This is a genomic window from Gordonia crocea (genome assembly GCF_009932435.1).
In the GTDB taxonomy this organism is placed as follows: domain Bacteria; phylum Actinomycetota; class Actinomycetes; order Mycobacteriales; family Mycobacteriaceae; genus Gordonia; species Gordonia crocea.
The window spans coordinates 1,802,282-1,820,021 of sequence record NZ_BJOU01000001.1 but is presented as its reverse complement, the minus strand read 5'-3'; the positions used below and the strand labels follow the sequence as shown (position 1 = coordinate 1,820,021).

At 68.4% G+C, this 17,740-nt stretch carries 18 protein-coding genes and 1 pseudogene; 4 read left to right on the top strand and 15 right to left on the bottom strand.

From position 1 onward, the window contains the following. The first annotated feature begins 1 nt into the window (after window position 1). A complete protein-coding gene (locus nbrcactino_RS08595; RefSeq protein ID WP_161926979.1) occupies window positions 2–583 on the top strand; it encodes a YdcF family protein in 582 nt (193 codons plus the stop codon). A 39-nt stretch (window positions 584–622) separates the two neighbouring features. On the opposite strand, the gene nbrcactino_RS08590 is transcribed toward nbrcactino_RS08595, so the two are convergent. Both nbrcactino_RS08590 and nbrcactino_RS18355 read right to left on the bottom strand, forming a co-directional pair. Further along, complete coding sequence (locus tag nbrcactino_RS08590) at window positions 623–1,810, bottom strand: AMP-binding protein (RefSeq protein WP_161926978.1); 1,188 nt, start codon at window positions 1,808–1,810, stop codon at window positions 623–625. A 32-nt stretch (window positions 1,811–1,842) separates the two neighbouring features. Continuing rightward, window positions 1,843–2,076: pseudogene (locus tag nbrcactino_RS18355) on the bottom strand (AMP-binding protein); the annotation flags it as partial. Here nbrcactino_RS18355 and nbrcactino_RS08580 point away from each other — a divergent pair. Both nbrcactino_RS08580 and nbrcactino_RS08575 read left to right on the top strand, forming a co-directional pair. Continuing rightward, entirely contained in the window at window positions 2,067–2,918 is an 852-nt protein-coding gene (locus tag nbrcactino_RS08580) for an extracellular catalytic domain type 1 short-chain-length polyhydroxyalkanoate depolymerase (RefSeq protein WP_161926976.1), read from the top strand. The pseudogene nbrcactino_RS18355 and the gene nbrcactino_RS08580 overlap by 10 nt on opposite strands. Window positions 2,919–2,977: 59 nt before the next feature. Then, on the top strand, window positions 2,978–4,135 hold the full coding sequence (locus nbrcactino_RS08575) for a hypothetical protein (RefSeq protein ID WP_228460744.1): 1,158 nt from the start codon (window positions 2,978–2,980) through the stop codon (window positions 4,133–4,135). A 3-nt stretch (window positions 4,136–4,138) separates the two neighbouring features. Here nbrcactino_RS08575 and nbrcactino_RS08570 read toward each other — a convergent pair whose 3' ends face one another. The 9 genes from nbrcactino_RS08570 to nbrcactino_RS08530 all read right to left on the bottom strand — a co-directional run bounded on the left by nbrcactino_RS08570 (window position 4,139) and on the right by nbrcactino_RS08530 (window position 13,632). Continuing rightward, window positions 4,139–4,603, bottom strand: a complete 465-nt coding sequence (locus nbrcactino_RS08570; RefSeq protein WP_228460743.1) for a hypothetical protein — start codon at window positions 4,601–4,603, stop codon at window positions 4,139–4,141. A gap of 43 nt (window positions 4,604–4,646) precedes the next feature. Then, window positions 4,647–5,429, bottom strand: coding sequence for an ABC transporter permease (locus nbrcactino_RS08565; protein WP_161926974.1), 783 nt, complete (start codon window positions 5,427–5,429; stop codon window positions 4,647–4,649). Next, complete coding sequence (locus nbrcactino_RS08560) at window positions 5,426–6,160, bottom strand: ABC transporter ATP-binding protein (RefSeq protein WP_161926973.1); 735 nt, start codon at window positions 6,158–6,160, stop codon at window positions 5,426–5,428. The genes nbrcactino_RS08565 and nbrcactino_RS08560 overlap by 4 nt, the downstream gene beginning before the upstream one ends. Beyond that, window positions 6,157–6,627 carry an MTB12 C-terminal domain-containing protein gene (locus nbrcactino_RS08555; RefSeq protein ID WP_161926972.1) on the bottom strand — a complete coding sequence of 157 codons (471 nt, stop codon included), beginning with the start codon at window positions 6,625–6,627 and terminating at the stop codon, window positions 6,157–6,159. The genes nbrcactino_RS08560 and nbrcactino_RS08555 overlap by 4 nt, the downstream gene beginning before the upstream one ends. Window positions 6,628–6,729: 102 nt before the next feature. Next, window positions 6,730–8,556 carry an AMP-dependent synthetase/ligase gene (locus nbrcactino_RS08550; RefSeq protein ID WP_161926971.1) on the bottom strand — a complete coding sequence of 609 codons (1,827 nt, stop codon included), beginning with the start codon at window positions 8,554–8,556 and terminating at the stop codon, window positions 6,730–6,732. A gap of 108 nt (window positions 8,557–8,664) precedes the next feature. Continuing rightward, window positions 8,665–10,596, bottom strand: a complete 1,932-nt coding sequence (locus tag nbrcactino_RS08545; protein ID WP_161926970.1) for an ABC transporter ATP-binding protein/permease — start codon at window positions 10,594–10,596, stop codon at window positions 8,665–8,667. Beyond that, entirely contained in the window at window positions 10,593–11,258 is a 666-nt protein-coding gene (locus tag nbrcactino_RS08540) for a hypothetical protein (RefSeq protein ID WP_161926969.1), read from the bottom strand. Before nbrcactino_RS08540 ends, nbrcactino_RS08545 begins: the two co-directional genes overlap by 4 nt. Window positions 11,259–11,332: 74 nt before the next feature. Continuing rightward, the gene (locus tag nbrcactino_RS08535) at window positions 11,333–12,211 is read right to left on the bottom strand and encodes an acyl-CoA thioesterase (protein WP_161926968.1); all 879 of its coding nucleotides are present in this window, start codon (window positions 12,209–12,211) and stop codon (window positions 11,333–11,335) included. After that, entirely contained in the window at window positions 12,208–13,632 is a 1,425-nt protein-coding gene (locus tag nbrcactino_RS08530; protein ID WP_161926967.1) for a carotenoid oxygenase family protein, read from the bottom strand. Before nbrcactino_RS08530 ends, nbrcactino_RS08535 begins: the two co-directional genes overlap by 4 nt. A gap of 82 nt (window positions 13,633–13,714) precedes the next feature. On the opposite strand from nbrcactino_RS08530, the gene nbrcactino_RS08525 reads away from it, so the two are divergent. Then, window positions 13,715–14,269 carry a TetR/AcrR family transcriptional regulator gene (locus nbrcactino_RS08525; RefSeq protein ID WP_161926966.1) on the top strand — a complete coding sequence of 185 codons (555 nt, stop codon included), beginning with the start codon at window positions 13,715–13,717 and terminating at the stop codon, window positions 14,267–14,269. Window positions 14,270–14,274: 5 nt separating this feature from the next. Here nbrcactino_RS08525 and truB read toward each other — a convergent pair whose 3' ends face one another. Genes truB through nbrcactino_RS08505 form a run of 4 tightly spaced genes read right to left on the bottom strand, consistent with a single transcriptional unit; the run spans window position 14,275 to window position 17,721 of the window. Then, window positions 14,275–15,177 (bottom strand): tRNA pseudouridine(55) synthase TruB, encoded by a 903-nt coding sequence (truB, locus tag nbrcactino_RS08520; protein WP_161926965.1) that lies wholly within the window; start codon window positions 15,175–15,177, stop codon window positions 14,275–14,277. Window positions 15,178–15,199: 22 nt separating this feature from the next. After that, on the bottom strand, window positions 15,200–15,871 hold the full coding sequence (locus tag nbrcactino_RS08515; RefSeq protein ID WP_161927668.1) for a 4'-phosphopantetheinyl transferase family protein: 672 nt from the start codon (window positions 15,869–15,871) through the stop codon (window positions 15,200–15,202). A gap of 32 nt (window positions 15,872–15,903) precedes the next feature. Then, complete coding sequence (locus nbrcactino_RS08510) at window positions 15,904–16,860, bottom strand: metallophosphoesterase family protein (protein ID WP_161926964.1); 957 nt, start codon at window positions 16,858–16,860, stop codon at window positions 15,904–15,906. 57 nt (window positions 16,861–16,917) lie between these two features. After that, entirely contained in the window at window positions 16,918–17,721 is an 804-nt protein-coding gene (locus nbrcactino_RS08505; protein ID WP_161926963.1) for a class I SAM-dependent methyltransferase, read from the bottom strand. Between the last annotated feature and the right edge of the window lie 19 nt (window positions 17,722–17,740).

Here is a 17,740-nt window from a genome sequence, read left to right as displayed (position 1 = left end):
CATGCGCCTTCGACTCGCGATTACCGCTGCCCTCGTCACCGCCGCAGCCCTGGTCACGGGCTCGGCGACCACCCATGCCGCGCCGACGCCGAACCCGGCTGCCGGAAGTATGGACTTCGGCAGCTCCGGCACCGACCTCATCGGCCCGGAGAGCCTGTTCCTCTGGCAGAACCCCGGCGGACGCTACATCGTCGTCCTCGGTGCCAAGGTAGGAACCCTCGGACAGACGCCCCAGATCCTCGAGCAGCGCATGAGCAAGGCGGCCCGGCTCGGCCGCACCCACCCGTTCAACCGGATCATCGTCTCCGGCGGCGACACCTGGTGGCTACCGGTCTCCGAGGCCCAGTTCATGAACATCGGGTTGCTCAAGCGCGGAATCCCGGTGTGGCAGATGGTCAACGAGGGCCAGTCGCGCAGCACCGTGCAAAACGCCGCGAACACCGTTCGCATGCTCAAGGCGATGGGCGCAGACGGGGCGGTCATCGTCACCAACGGCTTCCACATGCAGCGGGCGATGAAGAACTTCCGCGACGCGGCGAAAGCGCAGAAGGCCCGCATCACCTTCGTGCCCGGCTACGCCTGATCGGGCGGCGCGGTCACCGCCGACTCAATCGCCACCGGCTCACTTGTCGAGTGCGATGGCCCGTCGGTGCAGCGCCTGCCGGTCGATCTTGCCGACGGCGTTGCGCGGCAGATCGCCGACGACGGTCCATTTCTCGGGAACCTTGTAGGCCGCGAGTTTCGAGCGGGCGAAGGCGGCCAGTTCGTCGATCGTCGTCGTGGCCCCGGGTTCGAACTCGACGAAGGCGTGCACGATGGCGCCGAGCCGCTCGTCGGGGCTGCCCACCACGCCGCTGAGCGACAGGTACCCGTCGGCATCGCGGCTGCCGAGGTCGCCGGTGCGCAGCCAGCCGTCGACGAAGGCCGCCGCCGTGTTCTCCGGGTCGTCCCAGTACCCGCTCATCACCGAGGCCGCACGGACCTGGATCTCGCCGGTCTTCCCGACCGCAGCCACCGAGTTGTCGCCCATGATCCGCAGGGTGACCCCGTGGCGCGGTGTGCCCACCGATCCGCGGCGGATCTCCCCGAACGGCGGGTTCATCGCGACGCCCTCGCATTCGGTCAGCCCGTAGGCCTGGTTCAGCTTGAGGTCGGTGACCGCGGCGAACTCGGTGTACAGCTCGGGTGAGATCTGGTCGCCGCCGCATTGGACCTCGCGCAGGAAGGTGAAGTCGACGTCTTTCGCCCCCGGCGCCCGCAACGCGTCGAGGAGTTGGGCGGGTAGGACCAGGGTGCGCGTCGGCCGGTGGGCGACGACCGCGTCGAGGAACAGCTGGGCCACCGATTCTTCGAGCAGGACCACCGTGCCACCGGCAAGCAGGGTCGGGAAGGTCACGCCGATCGACCCGCCGCCGTGGCAGATCGCGGTCGCGGCGAGCGAGACGTCGTCGGCGGTGAGTTCTTGGGTGATGCCGCGGCCGCGCGCCACGTCGAGCACCGAGGCATGGGTGTGGGTGACGCCCTTGGGTTTTCCGGTGCTGCCGGAGGTGTAGAGGATCATCGCCGGTTCGTCGTCGGCGACCGTCGGCAGCACGGTGTCGGCCGGTGCCGCCGCGACCACGGCCGCCCACGGGTTCGCCGCGTCGGCCGGCGCATCGCCGTAGACGTAGATCCCGGTCAGCGACGGCGCTTGCGGGCCGATGGCCTCGACGACGGGGAGCAGCGGGCCGTCGACGAGCAGGACCGAGGCGCCGCAATGGTTGACGGCGAAGACGACCTCGGCGGTTTGGAAACGGTGGTTGCAGGGCACCGCGACCGCGCCGACCAGGAAGCGGCCAGGTAGCACTCGACGAGTTCGGTCCGGTTGGCCATGAACAGCGCCACCCGGTCTCCGGGCGCCACTCCGCTGGCGAGAAGGGCCCGCGCGGAGGCCTCGCTGCGCCGGGCGAGCTCGCCGTAGCCGGTGCGCGCGTCCCGGAAGACGATGGCGGGCTTGTCCGGGGTGTCCCGGCATCCGGCGTCCAGCAGTGTGGTCAGCGACACGATCGTGACGCTACGCTTACCCGATGACCGCATGGGCGAGAACCGCTGCGACCGTGGTGCTCTCGCTGACCCTGGCCGCGTGCCTGGGCACCGCGCCGAGTTCCGCGGATAGCCGGTCCACCCATCACATCGGTGACCGGACCTACCGGCTCTACGAACCCGCCGGACTCACCAGCGCTCCCCTCGTCCTCGTCTTGCACGGCGGGTTCGGGACCGGACGGGCCGCGGAGCGCTCGTACGGGTGGGACGCCCAGGCACGGTCGGGCCGGTTCGCGGTGGCCTATCCCGACGGCACCGCCCGCGCCTGGAATGCCGGCACGTGTTGCGGGCGGCCGTCGCAGACCCGCGTCGACGACGTGGGGTTCCTGCGTCGAGTCGTCGACGACGTCGCCCGTCGGACATCGATCGACCGGCGCCGCGTCTTCGTCGCCGGGATGTCGAACGGCGCCATGATGGCGTTGCGCATGGTGTGCCAGACGTCAAAGTTCCGCGGCGCCGCGTCGGTGTCGGGAACACTCGTCACCGGCTGCGCCCGCCCCGCCTCGATCATCCAGATCCATGGCACGGCCGATCCGCGGGTGCCCTACCGCGGGGGCGTCGGGTCTGGGTCGGCCCGGGTCGACGGCGAGGCGATTCCCTCCGTCGATGCCCGTTTCCGCCGGCTCGCCCACTGTGCGCCCCCGACGCGGACCCGGCACGGCTCGGTGGCCGTCTCCTCGGCGCGGTGCCCCGGCGGCCGGGCGGTGACCCTCCTCAGCATCGACGGGATGGGGCACCACTGGCCCGGGCAAACCCAGCCGAGTCCGCTCAGCGGCCCGCCGTCGTCGGCGATCAACGCAACGGCCGTGATTTGGCGCTTCTTCGACCGGCTGTAACCGGACCCGGGGCAGCCGATCTGCGTGAATGATCGGCGACGCGGGCGCACGGTAGGTTGATGGCTGATCCGCCGCCCATCGGAGAAGCCGTCATGAATCCCGCGTCCGAAGTGTTGCCCGGTGTCCTGCGCACCCATCTCACCGCCACCCGGCAGATGACCAACGATCTGGCCACCGCCGAGTTCCGCAGCGGTCCGATGATCTGGGTCGCGCTGCTCCCCGGTCTCTGTATCGTCCCCATGCTTGTCATCGGTGCGGTAGTCGGGCTGATCATCACCGTCCCGATGCTGTGGCAGTACGACCTCGCACCGAGCGGAGAAATGATCGCCTCCCTCGCGATGCTGGTTGCGTCACCGGTGATCGGCGCGCTACTCATCATCGGTCTGCCGGTATTCGGGACCATCGCCCGACGACGCGGCTACTGGGGACGCGAATTACCGGAGGGCGCTCCCCTCTACGCCGACTTCGGAACCGAGTGGATCGGCTGCGGGTGGGACGGTACCTATCGGACCGTGATGATCGGCCAACTGCGGCGGATCCGCCGGATCAGCCGGGTCATGGTGCTGTCCGGCGGCGATGCCCCGCTGCTGATCCCCGAGGAGTTGGTTCCCGACCACATCAAAGCCGATCTCTTGTCGGGGCGGTGGCGCCAGACCATGGCCGTACCCGGATACCCAGCGGCGAGGCAAGCCGTCTATCCCGGACCCGGGGCGACGTCTCCGGCAGCAGAGGCACTGCACGTCGAGGGGGTTGCCGACGACGGGCTCGCGGACCGGTTGGCGCGCGCCTCCCGCGGAAGCCGGGCCGCGCGGACGGCAGTCGCCGTGATGGCCGTCGCGCCGTTGGTCGCCGTCGGGTTGGTGTGGCTGAGCGAAGGCGCACTGAGCTGGTTCACCATCCTGCCGGTGGTATCGGTTTTCGGCACCGGTGCCGCCGTTCTCGGCTACTACCTGCTCTACGGCAATGCCGCGAAACTGCGGGACATGACGCCGCCGGGCGCACCCATCGGCGCCGACTACGGTGCCGACTGGATCGGCGTCCGCCTCGGCACCTACGTGCAGACCGTGCAACGGCAGGAGATCAAACGCGTCGACGATGTCGACGGCGTCTTGGTGGTCACCCTGCGCGGGCTGCGGACCGGGATCCTCATCCCCGGCGAACTCGTGCCACCGCAGCAGCGGGCCGAGTTGCCCGGACTCGGCGAATCGGGGGCCTGACGGCTACCCCAGGGCGAAGATCGACGACGGGGCGCCGTACTTCTCGCTCCACCCCGTCCATGCCACATCGGTCGGCCCGACGGCACTGTCCACCCGCGCCCACCGCTGTCCGCGCTTGCGGAACAGCCCGGCATACATCGTCGACTTCCCGCCGTTGGCGGCGGCCTCGGCGAACGGGGTGCCGGCGTAGCTGAACCGGCTGCCGTCGGGGGCTTGCAGGGTCGCCGAGACGAATGCCCAGCTGCCACTGGCGTTGATCTTGGCCGCCCCCAACCGAACCGGCTTGTGCAGTTCGGACTTCGCGTCGGCGGTCGCCACGGCGAGCACGGCGGTGCCGGTGGCCGACTGTGGGGCCACCGGAGCGGCGGTCGAGGTGGCCGGTGCGGCGACGAGTGCGGCACCGAGGAGCACGGCAAAGGCCGCGACGAAGGCGCGGGCGAACGAATGGGGACGGGCGGTGGCGGTCATTCCCTCAACCTAGGAGTGTCCGCGGTACCGCACAAGGGGCGGGTCAGTCGGTCGCGACATCGCGCTGCTGCAGCCGCCACAGCCCGATGCCGAAGACGACCAGGACAATCGCGGCGAAATAGGCCATCGACCCGTTGGGTCCACCGAACGGACTGTCGGTCGTCGCGAACTGCCCGGCCCCGTACTCGGCGTTGCGGAACGGCGAGAATCGCATCGCCTGCGTGCCCACACCGCCCGGGATCAGTGGGATGAGGAACTCCGCGCCCCACTTCCACAGCACGATCATCAAGATCGCCACCCCCGGGCGCGGAATGATCATGGCAATGCCCTGGCCCAACAGGCAGATCAACAGGGTCAGCACCGGGACCCCGATCAAGACCCGCAGCCCGTCGGCGCTGAACGCGTCGACCCGTTCCCACACGTCGGGGAACACCCGCGGGATCACCACCATGACCACCAGGGTCGTCGTGAAGGCCACGGCCATCGCGATCACCCCGAAGGCCACCGCCTTGGCCACCGGCAGCATCCAGCGGCGCGGTTGGACGGCGAACTGGATCTCGGCGGTCTTGTCCTTGAACTCGCCGCAGTAGGAGGTCACCACGCCGGCCATCAGGATGAAAGTCGAAAAGACCATGATCCAGTAGCCGGAGTTGTTGGTGTCCATCCCACCCTGGCCGTTGTACTTGTTCATCCGGGCTGCCGCGGCCAGTCCGACGTTGATCAGGATCGGGATGATCAGGGCCAACGGGATCAGGGTGTTGACCATCGCGCTGCGCACCGACAGCTTCGCGAATTCGGCGGACACCGCCCGCCGCAACGCCGTCATCGGCCCGCTCCCGGGACGTATTCGGTGGTTGCCCGGGTGATCTGCAGGTAGGCCGACTCCAGCTTCCGTGGACCGCTCCCCTGTCCGACCACCGCGTCGCGGGTGTCGTCGGCCAACACGCGGCCGCGGCCCATGATCACGATCCGCGAAGCGGTGATTTCCACCTCCGCCAGGTTGTGCGAGCAGATGAGCAGCGTCTTGCCGCGGTCGGCCAGTCCGACGAGCAGGTCGCGCAACCAGAGGATGCCGTCGACGTCGAGCCCGTTGGCGGGTTCGTCGAGGACGAGCGCCGACGGGTCGCCCAGCAGTGCCGTGGCGATGCCGAGTCGCTGGGACATCCCCAGGGAGAAGCCGCCCACCGGCCGGTTGCGCACCGATTCCAGCCCGACCAGACCGAGCATCTCATCGACCTCGGCGACGGGGATCCCCGCCAACCTGGCCTGCCAGGAGAGGTGTTGGCGCGCGGTGTGTTTCGGGTTGCGCGCGAACGGGCTCAGCGAGAACCCGATCTCCCGCTTGAAGTCGGGGTACCCGGTGATCGATCGGCCGTTGACCGTGATGGCGCCGGCGTCGGGGGTGCTCAGCCCGGCGATCATCCGGATCACCGTCGTCTTGCCCGCACCGTTGGGTCCGAGCAGATAGGTGATCCCACCGGGACGGGCGGTGAATGTCGCGTCGTCGACCGCGATCTTGGGGCCGAATGCCTTGGTGACCCCGGATACCTCGATCAAACGAACTTCGCCGGCATGCCGTTGGTCTGGGCGTTGCGCTTCCAGTTGTACTTCCACAGGTCGCCCTCACGGACGTAGAAGTAGGTGAAGCTCTGCGCCGGGAAGCCGGCCATCGAGCCCTGGAACCGCGCCGACATGGTGTTGCCGGAGACGGTCACCGACACGACATCGCCCTGCATGGAGAAGAAGTCGTACTGGCGCGATTGGGCGAGCATCCGCTGCAGTTCACCGCGGTTGGCGGCACCGTTGACCGAGACCTCGAGCTTCGGGCCGATCGGCAGGCTCGGGTTCATGAACGCCGCGTACGACTTCTTCACCTCGAGCTTGGTCGGATTCGCCGACCGCATGTAGAGGTCGGCGACCTTCGCGTTGCGCACCGAGGGATCGGCGTGGACCGGCGCGGCCAACCCCACCGCCATCAGCACGGCGAACAACCCGGTAAGGCAGGCTTTGATCATGGTGGTCATGGAGAGTCCCCCTCGTGAGAAAACGGTCAACGATTCCGCTCGATCGTATTCACGCCAGATTTGGTTAGTCAAACCTAACTAATGTGCCGCCGATCACCCCGACTAGCGCAGGTCCACGACTCCCGCGCCGGCCGGGTCCGAGTAGAGGGCGACGATCTCGTCGGCATACTTCGTCGCGATCGGGTTGCGGCGCAGCTTCATCGTCGGGGTCAGTTCCACCCCGCCGGGCTCCCACGGTTCGGCGACGATCGTGAAGCGTTTGATCTGTTCGACGCGGGATAGTTTGGCGTTGCCAGCGACGACAGCGGCCTTCACCTCCGCGACAACCTTTGGGTGTGCCGAAATGGCGGCGAGATCGGCTTCGTCGAGGCCGTTCTGATGCGCCTTGACCGCCGCGATGTCGGGGTCGAGCACGACGAGCGCGGTGACGTAGGGCTTGGCGTCCCCGATGGCAACAATCTGACCGACGAGGGGCGACACAGCCTTGATGGCGTTCTCGATGTTGGTCGGCGCCAGGTTCTTGCCAGATTCGTTGATCAACAGCTCTTTCTTGCGGTCGACGATCGTGACGTTGCCGTCCGCGCCGATCTGCGCGATGTCGCCGGTGGCCAACCACCCGTCGGCGTCGATCGTCTCCGCCGTCTTTTCTGGCTGGTTGCGGTAGCCGGCCATCACGACCGGACCGCGGACGAAGAGTTCGCCGTCGTCGCCGAGTTTGACCTCCACGCCGCGCACCGGGCGCCCGACGGTGCCGATGGCCAGGTTGTCCGGCGAGGTCAGCGTCGTCGCCCCGGTGGACTCGGACATGCCCCAGACCTCCAGGACCGGAACACCCAGGGCGAGGAAGAAGCGCAACACCTCCGGCGGGATCGAGGCGGCCCCGGAGTAGGCGATATTCATCGCATCCATGCCGATCCCCTCGCGCACCTTGGCGAGGACGAGTTTGTCGGCCAGTCCGTGTTGCACGCCGAGCAGGCCCGACGGCGACTTGCCCTGCAGCCGCAGGTCGGCGACCTGCTTGCCGACGCCGAGTGCCCATCCGGCCAGCTTCGCCTTCACCCCGGTCGCCTCGGCGAGCTTCGCCTCGACCCCGGCCTTGAGCTTGCCCCACACCCGCGGCACCCCGAAGAAGAACGTCGGCCGCGCGTCGGGCAGCGCGGTGGCGAGCGCCCGCGGATCGGGTTCGGTCGTGATCATCGGCCCGCGCACCATGTTCGTGGCGTGGGTCGACACGCGGTCGGCGATATGGGCGGCCGGCAGATACGACAGCAACCGGTCGTCGAGGCCGGCCTCCACGATGTCGCTGAGCGCGACGAGCTCGGCGATCATGTTGCGGTGCGTGATCTCGACGCCCTTGGGCGGACCGGTCGTGCCGGAGGTGTAGATCAGAGTGGCGAGATCGGCCGGGGTCACCGCGCGCCAACTCGCCTCGAAGTCGAAGTCCGCCGGCGCCGGCGTCGCCTCGACATCCGTGAGGGGAATCGTGCCCTCCCCGCCGTCGACGCTGATGATGGCGGCGACCTCGGACTTGGCCGCCGTCATGATCGGCAGGAACACCGACTCGGTGATCACGACCTTGTTGCCCGCGTTGCCGAAGAGGTACTCGACCTGCTCGGGCGAGCTGGTGTTGTAGATCGAGAACGGCACGGCGCCCAGGTGCAGCACCGCGGTGTCGACGAGGTGGAACTCGGGCCGGTTGGTCAGCATGATGCCGACGGTGTCGCCGTGCTTCACCCCCAGCGCGGCCAATCCGCCGGCGATGGCGCGGACCCGGTCCCCGTACTGCTTCCAGGTGATCTCGGTGCCCCCGCCGACGGTGCGCAGCGCGACCCGGTTCGGCGCGAGGGTGATGGTCTCCTGGAAGCCTTCGGGCAGGGTTGAGACCGCCTTGCCCGAGTGGTGTGGGAACGTGATCAGATCGTCGGCCATGCCGGAACCCCTAGTGGTTGAGCGGTGATTGAGGTCACCGTATCGGGGACCGGCCCCGGCGGGGACAGGTTCGGCGCAAAAAGGTAAAGACTCGGTAATCTTTCGAGGTCAGGCAGTCTCGACCGCGATATCGGTCAGCTCCCAACGCCCCTCGCCCTGCAGCTCCAGCATCTTGGTGTGGTGCTGCTCGGTGGTGCTGCGGTGGCTGATCGAGACCACGATCGTCTCCGGCAACCGGGTGCGGATCAGGTTGTACAGCGCGTACTCGAGCCCCTCGTCGACCGCGGAGGTGGCCTCGTCGAGGAACACCACCTTGGGCCGTGACAGGAGGATGCGCGCGAACCCGACGCGCTGCTGCTCACCGGGCGAGAGCACCTTGGCCCAGTACTCGTCCTCATCGAGTCGCTCCACCAGGTGCGGCAGGGAGACGTCGATCAAGACCTGGCGCAGCTCGTCGTCGCTGAACTCGGTCGGCGGCGCCGGATAGGTCAACACCGACCGCAAATCGGCCAGCGGGAGGTAGGGCACCTGCGAGAGGAACAGCGTGTCCTGCCCGGCCGGTCGGACGAACTCGCCCTCGGCATAGGGCCACAACCCGGAGAGACCGCGGAAGAGGGTGGTCTTGCCGCTGCCCGAGCGGCCCTTGACCACCAGCGCCTCGCCGGTGACCAACCGCAGCGAGAGGTCCTCGATCAACAGGGTCCCGTCGGGCTTGTTGATGTCGACGCTGCGCAACTCGATGTCGTCACCGTCGGCCGTGTCGATGGTGGGCAGCTTCCTGGCCTTGGCGTCGGCGTCCTGCAATCCGTCGAGACGGATGATCGACGCCCGGAAGGCGGTGAAGTCGTCGTACATCAGGCGGAAGAAGGACAGCGCGTCGCTCAGGTTGCCGAAAGCCGACGCCGTCTGGTTGAGCTGGCCGAAGCTGATGCTGCCGGCGAAGAACCGATTGGCCTGCACCAAGAACGGCAGCACGACGGACGTCTGGCTGACCGACAGGTTCCAGCCGGAGAAGAGCAGCGTCCGGTGGATGATGTTCCAGTAGTTCTTGATGACCTGGTCGAACCGGTCGATGAGGCCGCGATGCTCCACCTCTTCGCCGGAATACAGCGCGATGTTCTCGGCGTTCTCGCGCACGCGGACCAACGCGAAGCGGAAGTTGGCGGTCAGGCGCTCCTTGAGGAAGTTCAGGTGGATCAGCGGGCGACCGATCCAGAACGCGACGAGTGAGGCCAGGAACACGAACATCAGCAGCAGGTAGACCAAGCCGTGGGAGATCTCCAGCCCGAAGACGTGCATCGGCCCGGACAGTCCCCACAGCATGACCGAGAAGGTGACCATCGTGACGATCGCAGGAATGATGCCCCCGGTGGCCGAGCCGCCGCTGCTGAAGACGAACTGTCGGGTCCAGGTCACCAGCGTGGTGATGTCGGCCTCGATGCGCTGATCGGGGTTGTCGACGCCGGCCGTCAGATCCCCGTCGGTGGTCTCGATCGGGACGAACCGGTTGCGGTAGAAGGCCCGATCGGCCAGCCAATCCTCGGTCACGTGCTCGGTGAGCCAGGATCGCATCCGGACCGAGAAGGCCGCGCCGAACCACACCTCGACCAACGTCCGCACGACGTGGATGGTCGCCAGCAGCGCGAACACCGCCATCGATTTCCAGAACGCCGACTGCGCGGCGTCGAGCCCGGTCTGGCGGGCCGGATCCCCCGCCTCCTTGCCCAGCGCCGAGGCCCCGGCCTGGATCGCGTTGTACATGTCCAGGCCCTGGTAGGTGAACAGGACGTTCAGCCGTACCCCGAAGATGGCCAGCAGCAGGAGCACGACGATCAGCAGCCAGGTCATCGGCGCGATCTGTCGGTCGGTGAAAAAGCCACCGGTCACCCGCCAGTACTGCCTACCCCACTTCGTGTAGGCGGCCAGCAGCGCGCCGACCACCACGAGGCCGGCGAGCGACGCCGCCGACACCCACAGCGTCCACACCAGGGAGTTGACCAGCTCGTCGCCCCAGTCGAGGCCGCCGCCGTCGGTGTTCACTTCTCGCCCCCGACGACGATCGGCACGATCGCGCCTTCGGCGAGCGACTTCGACGTCACGAACTGCGAATCGGTGTTGCCGATGCGGATGTTGTAGCCGGCCGCGTCGCGGCGCAGCTTGTCGAATGAGAAGGGCAGATAGCAGCGCGTGACCGTGCGCCGGCTTGCATCGTCGGTATTGCGCACCTCGGTCTGCTTGACCTTCTCAAGCCGGGTGCGCAGCACCCGATCGGTGCGGTCGGTCCACGCGACGACGAGCGTTCCGGCCTCCACCTCACCGTCGGCGGTGGTCGCCGAGGAGCAGTCGACGATGACGCCGCCACCGCCGGTGAAGGTCGCGGTCTTCTGATACCGACCGACCAGGTAGCCGACGAGCACCACGGCGATCAGGGCGAGGATCCAGACGCCGCCGCTGACACCGGTGACCCAGGAGACGGCGGTACGCGTCTTTTGCTGCCACGTCCGGCGCGGTAGGTAGGGGCCGGGCGGCAGCCACTGCTGCGGGAGCGATCCGGGCGGCGTCACCGGCGGCGGGGGCACCATCCCTGCCGGGGGCACCATTCCCGCCGGGGGTGCATAGGCCGGCGTCGAGGGCTCGGGGGCGACCGGCGCGTCTGACGATCCCTCGGTCGTCGCGCCGTCGGGCTGATCGTGCGTCTCCACGCTGCGAAGTACTCCTCATACAGGGCCGGCCTACCGGGCCGGAGGCGGTCAACCCGGCCAGGTTACCGTTGGATTCAGCCTTTCGGCGGGAAGTACTTGATGAGTGCCTCCTGAACGACCGACGTCGCCAGGGTCCCGTCGCGGGTGAAGAACCGCCCCGACCCGATACCGCGCGAGCCCGCCGCAACCGGCGACTCGGTCGCGTACAGCAGCCATTCGTCGAAACGGAACTCGCGGTGGAACCACATCGAGTGGTTGACCGTCGCCGCGAACAGCCGGTCGATCCCCCAGGACAGTCCGTGGGTGGTGATGATCGAGTCCAGCACCGTGGTGTCCGAGGCGTAACACATCGCCGCGACGTGCCAGATCGGGTCGTCGGGCAGGTTGCCGTCGGTTTTCATCCACACCCGGTTGCGCATCAGCTTCTCCCCCGCCTCCCGGACCTTCCAGGTCGGGTCGTTGGCGAAGCGGATGTCGATCGGGTGCAGCGCGTTCACGAAGGTCGCGATCGTGTCCTCATAGCCCTTGAAGTGCTCGCCCAATTCGGGCAGCTCCTCCGGGTAGGGCACCGTCGGGCTCTCGATGGCGTGCTCGAGACCGGCGGTGTTGTCCTGGTAGGCGACGAGCATCGTGAAGATGTCCTCGCCGTTCTGCCGCGCGGTGACCTGGCGGTTGGCGAACGACTTGCCGTCGCGAAACCGCGTGACGTGGTACTCCATCGGCTGGTTGACGTCACCGCCGCGGATGAAGTGCGCGTGCAACGCGTGGATCGGCGGGTTGCCACGGGTCAGCGACCGCGATGCCGCTACCACCCCCTGCGCCAGCAACTGCCCGCCGAAGGTGCGCGCGGTCTTCTGCTCCGGGTGTTGCCCGATGAACACGTCCTCCTCGCGTTGCGCCACGTCGAGGAGGTCGAGAAGGACTTGGAGGTCTTCGCTTTGTTCGAGGGTCACCAGGACATGCTAGGCACGAACGTCCCGTGGAATCCCATGGGGATGTGGTTGGCCAGCTCGGCGGTGGCCACCGGTCCGTCGGCGAGGCGGTCGGTGTCGAGGATCAACAGTCGCGAGCGCGCTTGCGCCGCCACGTGTTCCACCGACATCAACCACCCGCCGCGGTCGCGCTCGGGGTCGGCGGCGAAAATCGCCTCGCACACCGTGTTGCCGGCCTCGACGGTGAACACGTCCTGTCTGCCGGTGGTGTGGTCGACCGCGGTGATCGAGTCGGGATCGCCGCCGGGCGCCGACGCCGCGGCCGCATAGGTCACCGGGTGGGCCCGGGTCTCGTAGCGGTGGTCGAGTTGGGGAAATTCACACGGCGTGTCGGCGATCCGTTCGCGGCTCACGCGCCGCCGGCCGATCCGGATCCGCTCGATCCGGCCGCCGAATGCCGCGCCGGGGTCGTTTTCGCAATCGCGAACCGCCTCATTCCACTGCGACCAGGCCGTCGCCGCGTCGTGTGCCACCACTTCGACGACGACGTCATCGCCATCCTCGAACGCGTTGGTGGCGTGGAAGTGGAAGAGCGCATCGGTCTCGAGAATCCGGGTCGCGCCGCCGTCGCGCGGCACCAGCGCCACCCGGGTGCCCAGCTTCTCGTCGAAGGTCAGGCAGTGGTCCAGCGAGTCCAGGCCCAATGCGGCGGCCACCGGCCGCCCGACGACGATCGGATCGACGAGGAACACCAAGTAGTGCTCGGTCAAGGCGAAATCGTGGCAGAAGGCCGGGCGGGTCAACGGAACGGTGCCCAACCGCGTCATGGCCCCGGTGCGGTCGCGGCGGTAGGTCCGCAACATCGGTCGCGGGAAGATTTCGATCCCGAAATTGAACATCTCCCCCGACGCCGGATCGACCTTGGGATGCGCGGAGAAGGCGCCCATCAGCCGCAGCGTGCCGTCGAAGTCCTCACGGCCGATGGTCGCGAGACTCTCCGGGTCGAGCCGGTAGGGCCGGCCACCTTCCCAGAGTGAGAACAGCCCGCCCGCGTGCGCGACGACGTTGGTATTCGACACATTGGCCGGCAGGCGGAACGCATTGGCCAGAAAACCGCCCGGCCGCTGTGTCCCGATCCCCCGGCCGATCCACCGCGACGACGCCTTGGCGAAGTGGCGGGTCCGCACGTATCGGTTGCGGAAGCCGACTCCCTCGGGTCCGATCTCGAAGCGCGAGACCATTCCGTCCCCGTCGAAGATGTGGCCCAGGCGGTGCCCGCCGATCTGGAGGCGGCCCGGCCCGATGCGGTACAGCACCCCGCGCAGGGACGCCGGGACGGTGCCGGTGATCTCGTCGACGCGGTAGTCGAATTCGCGTTCTTGTGCATCCCAGGGTCCACTCCCGGGGCGGTGGGCGGGTTCGGCCGCCAGCTGATCAGTCATACGTGTCAGTGTTGCATCAATGAGACATATTGTCTGACTATTGTCTCATTGTGTTCCGAGCGGACTGGGTAGTATCCGCGTCGTGGACGAACAACGGGTCATCGACGGGGCCTTGGCGGTCATCGCCGACACCGGTCTGCGCAACCTCACGCTGGCCTCGGTCGCCACCCGGGCGGGGGTCAGCCGCGCCAGCGTCTACCGCACGTTCGACAACCGCGCCGCACTGATTGACGCCGTCGTCGCCCACGAATTGGCGACGATGGAGACGATTCTGAGCGCCCGGGTGCGGTATGCCGACGATGCGGCCGCGACCGTGCGCGCCATCGTCCGCGAGGTCCTGGCCTACTTCGACGAGAATCCGGCGCTACGGGCGATCCTGCGGCACGACGGCGCCGAACTGACGCCGTTCCTCGTCGAGGACGGCTCCGGCCACCCCACCCTGGTGGCCATTCTGAACGAGGTCGTGTGGCGTCATATCGGCCAGACACCGGTGGCCGAAGCACTGCGCCCGGACGCCCGGCGCGCGGTCGAGCACCTGGTCCGGGTGGTGTTCACCCACTTCTTGATCCCCACGTCGGCCTGCACCGACGACGACGTCGCGCGTTTGGTCGCCGACGCCGTCGTCGCGCCGGCGTAGTCAGCTCAACGCAGCGTCGCCGGGCGCACGACCATCACCGACGAGGCGCGGCGCCCCTTCTCCCGCACGAGCGCGATCGGATGGTCCTGCGGATCGATCACCACGTAGACGTCGGACATCCCGACCGGATCCAGCCAGCGGCCCTGGCTGATGCCCTCGGCCTCGTCGGCGGAGATGGCGCGGTGCGGAAAGGCGATGCGGGCCGCCTCGTCGATGTGCAGGCTCAGCCGCGCATCGGCCTCCAGCGCGTCGAGCCCGATCGCATGCTCCAGCGTGAACGGCCCGACCGCGGTGCGCCGCAGTGCGGTGAGGTGTCCGCCGACGCCGAGCGCGACCCCCAGGTCGCGGGCCAGCGCCCGGATGTAGGTCCCCGACGAGCAGTCCACCTCGACATCGAGGTCGATGACCCCGGTACCGCGCCGCGTGTCGAGCACGTCGAACCGGGACACGGTCACCGACCGTGCCTCGAGTTGGAACTCCTCGCCCTCGCGGGCCAGCGCATGCGCCCGCTTCCCGTCGACCTTGATCGCCGACACGGTCGCCGGCACCTGCTTGATGTCACCGGTGAGATCGCCGATCGCCGCGGCGATCTCCTCGTCGCGCACCCCGTCGGCGGCGACGGTCCGCACCACCGCGCCCTCGGCGTCGTCGGTGTCGGTGGCGACGCCGAGGCGGATGGTCGCGGTGTAGGACTTCGTGGTGAGCGACAGCAGGCCCAACAGTTTGGTGGCCCGCTCGATCCCGATGATGAGCACACCGGTCGCCATCGGGTCGAGCGTGCCGGCATGGCCGACGCGGCGGGTGTTGAACGCCTTGCGGCACCGGCTGACCACGTCGTGGCTGGTGATCCCGGCGGGTTTGTCGACGATGACGAGACCGGCGTGGTCGAGGTGGGCGTGTTCGGTCATCGGTCGCGTTCCGTTCCGGCCGTCACCGCAGTGCGATCGTGGTCGTGATGAAGCCGCGCGCGATCAGCCAGCGCCCGGGCAACTCGAGCAACGGCGGACCGCCGTCCGCGGCAGCGGGATCGATGAGGATCCGCGAGGTGAAGGTGCCGTGCGCACCGCCGCCGTCGAGATCACCGGCCTTGTCGAAGGTGATGTGCGCATCCTCGAATCCGAGCCAGCGCCGCGTCAACGGGAACCACGCCTTGTAGGTGGTCTCCTTGGCGCAGAACAGCAGCCGGTCCCAGTGCAGCCCCTCGGGACGGGTGGCCAGGACGTCGCGCTCGGCGTCGATGCTCGTCAGATCCAGGACGCCGTCGGGCAGGGCCTCATGCGGCTCGGCGTCGATTCCCAACGACCGGACCGACATCCCGAAGGCGACGATCGCCGCGCGGTATCCCGCGGTGTGGGTGATCGACCCGACGACCCCGTCCGGCCACACCGGCATGTCCTTCTCCCCGCGCATGATCGGCACCGGATCGATCCCCAACTCGCCCAGGGCGACCCGGGCGCACGCGCGGGCGGTGATGAACTCCTTGCGCCGCTTCTCCACGGCCCGACCGATGATCGACTCCTCGGCGGGCAGGGCGGTCAACCCCTCGGGGTCGCCGAAGCTCTCCGCCGACGCGATGCCGCCCGGCAGGAGCGGGGCGATCATCGTCGACGTGCTGATGCCGGGCACGGGTGTGGTCACCGGTTTCCTTTCTGCATGCGGGCGCGGCGCTCCTCGAGCCGTTGCCGCATGGCCTCGGCGCGCTCCCGGTAGTCCGGCGGCAGCTCGAACCGGGCGCCGTGCTCGTCGAGGTCGGGCGGCGTGGCGTCGGGGATGATCGCGCGCATCAGCGGTTCGGGCAGTCCGCGCCGCTTCCATTCGCGCGGGTACCCCACCGACACCTCTTCGAAGCGCACGCCATCGTAGTAGGTGGTCCGCGGGATGTGCAGGTGGCCGTAGACACAACAGGCCGCACGGTAGCGCAGATGCCAGTCCGCAGTCAGTTCGCTGCCGCACCACAGCGCGAACTCCGGGTACATCAGTACTTCGGTGGGTTCGCGGCGCAGCGGCCAGTGGTTGATCAGGATGGTCTTCTCCGACGGGTCGATGGCGTCGAGTCGGGCCGCGGTGGCCTCGATCCGCGCCCGGCCCCAGGCGTCGCGGGTGCCGAACGGCTCCGGCGACAACAGGAATTCGTCGGTGGCCACGACGTTGCGCTCGCGGGCCACGGCGAGTGCCTGCAGCGCGCTGGCCGTCCCCTCCGGGCGGAACGTGTAGTCGTAGAGGAGGAACATCGGCACGACGCGGACGGGCTCGCTGCCGTCGCCGGGGTCGAACAGCGGATACATGTCCTCGGGCGTCACGACACCGAGGTCGCGGGCCGCCTGCACGAGATAGTCGTAGCGGGCGACGCCGTGGATCTGCAGGGGGTCTTTGGCCGTGGTGTACAGCTCGTGGTTGCCCGGCACCCAGATCACCGTGGCGAACCGGGTGGCGAGTCGTCGCAGCACGTCGACGATGTCGTCGGTGCGCTCGGCGACATCCCCGGCGACGATCAACCAGTCGTCGTCCGCGGCGGGGTGCAGGCGGTCGACGATGTGCTCGTTGCCCCGGTGGGCCACGTGCAGATCACTGATCGCCCAGAGCGTTGCCATATCGACCATCGTGCCACGGCGCGCTGGCGCGCCACCGCAGCGCCGGGCCGTTCGCGGCTATCGGGGAGTGCACTCGAACAGGTTGAAGCGGTAGGCCTTCGAAATCGCCGACCGGCCGACCACCTTGATGGCCAACCGCGGCAGCAATGGCCACGTCCGCACCACCGCGCGCGGCGGCTCGGCGAAACTGTAGGACTCCAGCAGCATCAAGCCGTACCGCTCCAGAGCGGACGGATCGTCGCAGGCCCAGTGGAACTCGGCCTGGACCTCGCGGTGGGTCGTGGCCTGACCGTCCACCATCACCTGACCGGCGGTGTCGAAGGCGAGTCTGGCGCCGGGAAACGCCGACGCCATGGCCTGCAGCGCACCCGCGACCCGGTCCTCCTCGAAGTAGAGCAGCACACCTTCGCTGAGCAGCAGGACCGGCTTCGACCGGTCGATCTCGTCGTACCAGTCGGTGTCGAAGATCGAGCCGACGCGCATCCGATAGCGCTCCCCGTCCCGGGCGAACTTGCGCCGCAGCGCGATGGTGTCGTCGAGATCCAGGTCGAGCCAGGTGACCCGGCCGTTGTCGAGCCGCTCGAAGCGGGTGCTCAATCCGCATCCGAGGTCGGCAACCGTCCCGTCGGGGTGCTCGGCGAGGAAGTCGCGGACGAATCCGTCGAAGACGGCCGCCCGCCACACCGACCCCATGGTGTTGGGCAGCGTGAAGCTCGAGAAGTCGTAATCGACGCGGTCGACGATCTCGGCCGCCCGGGTGTCGCCGAGCACACTGGACCGGCGCCGCGCATCGGCTGCGCGCCCGTACAACGGGATCATCAGGGTCTCTTGGACACTGCCCAGGTCGATCTGCTCCGCCATGTCCCCCACCCTAACTTAG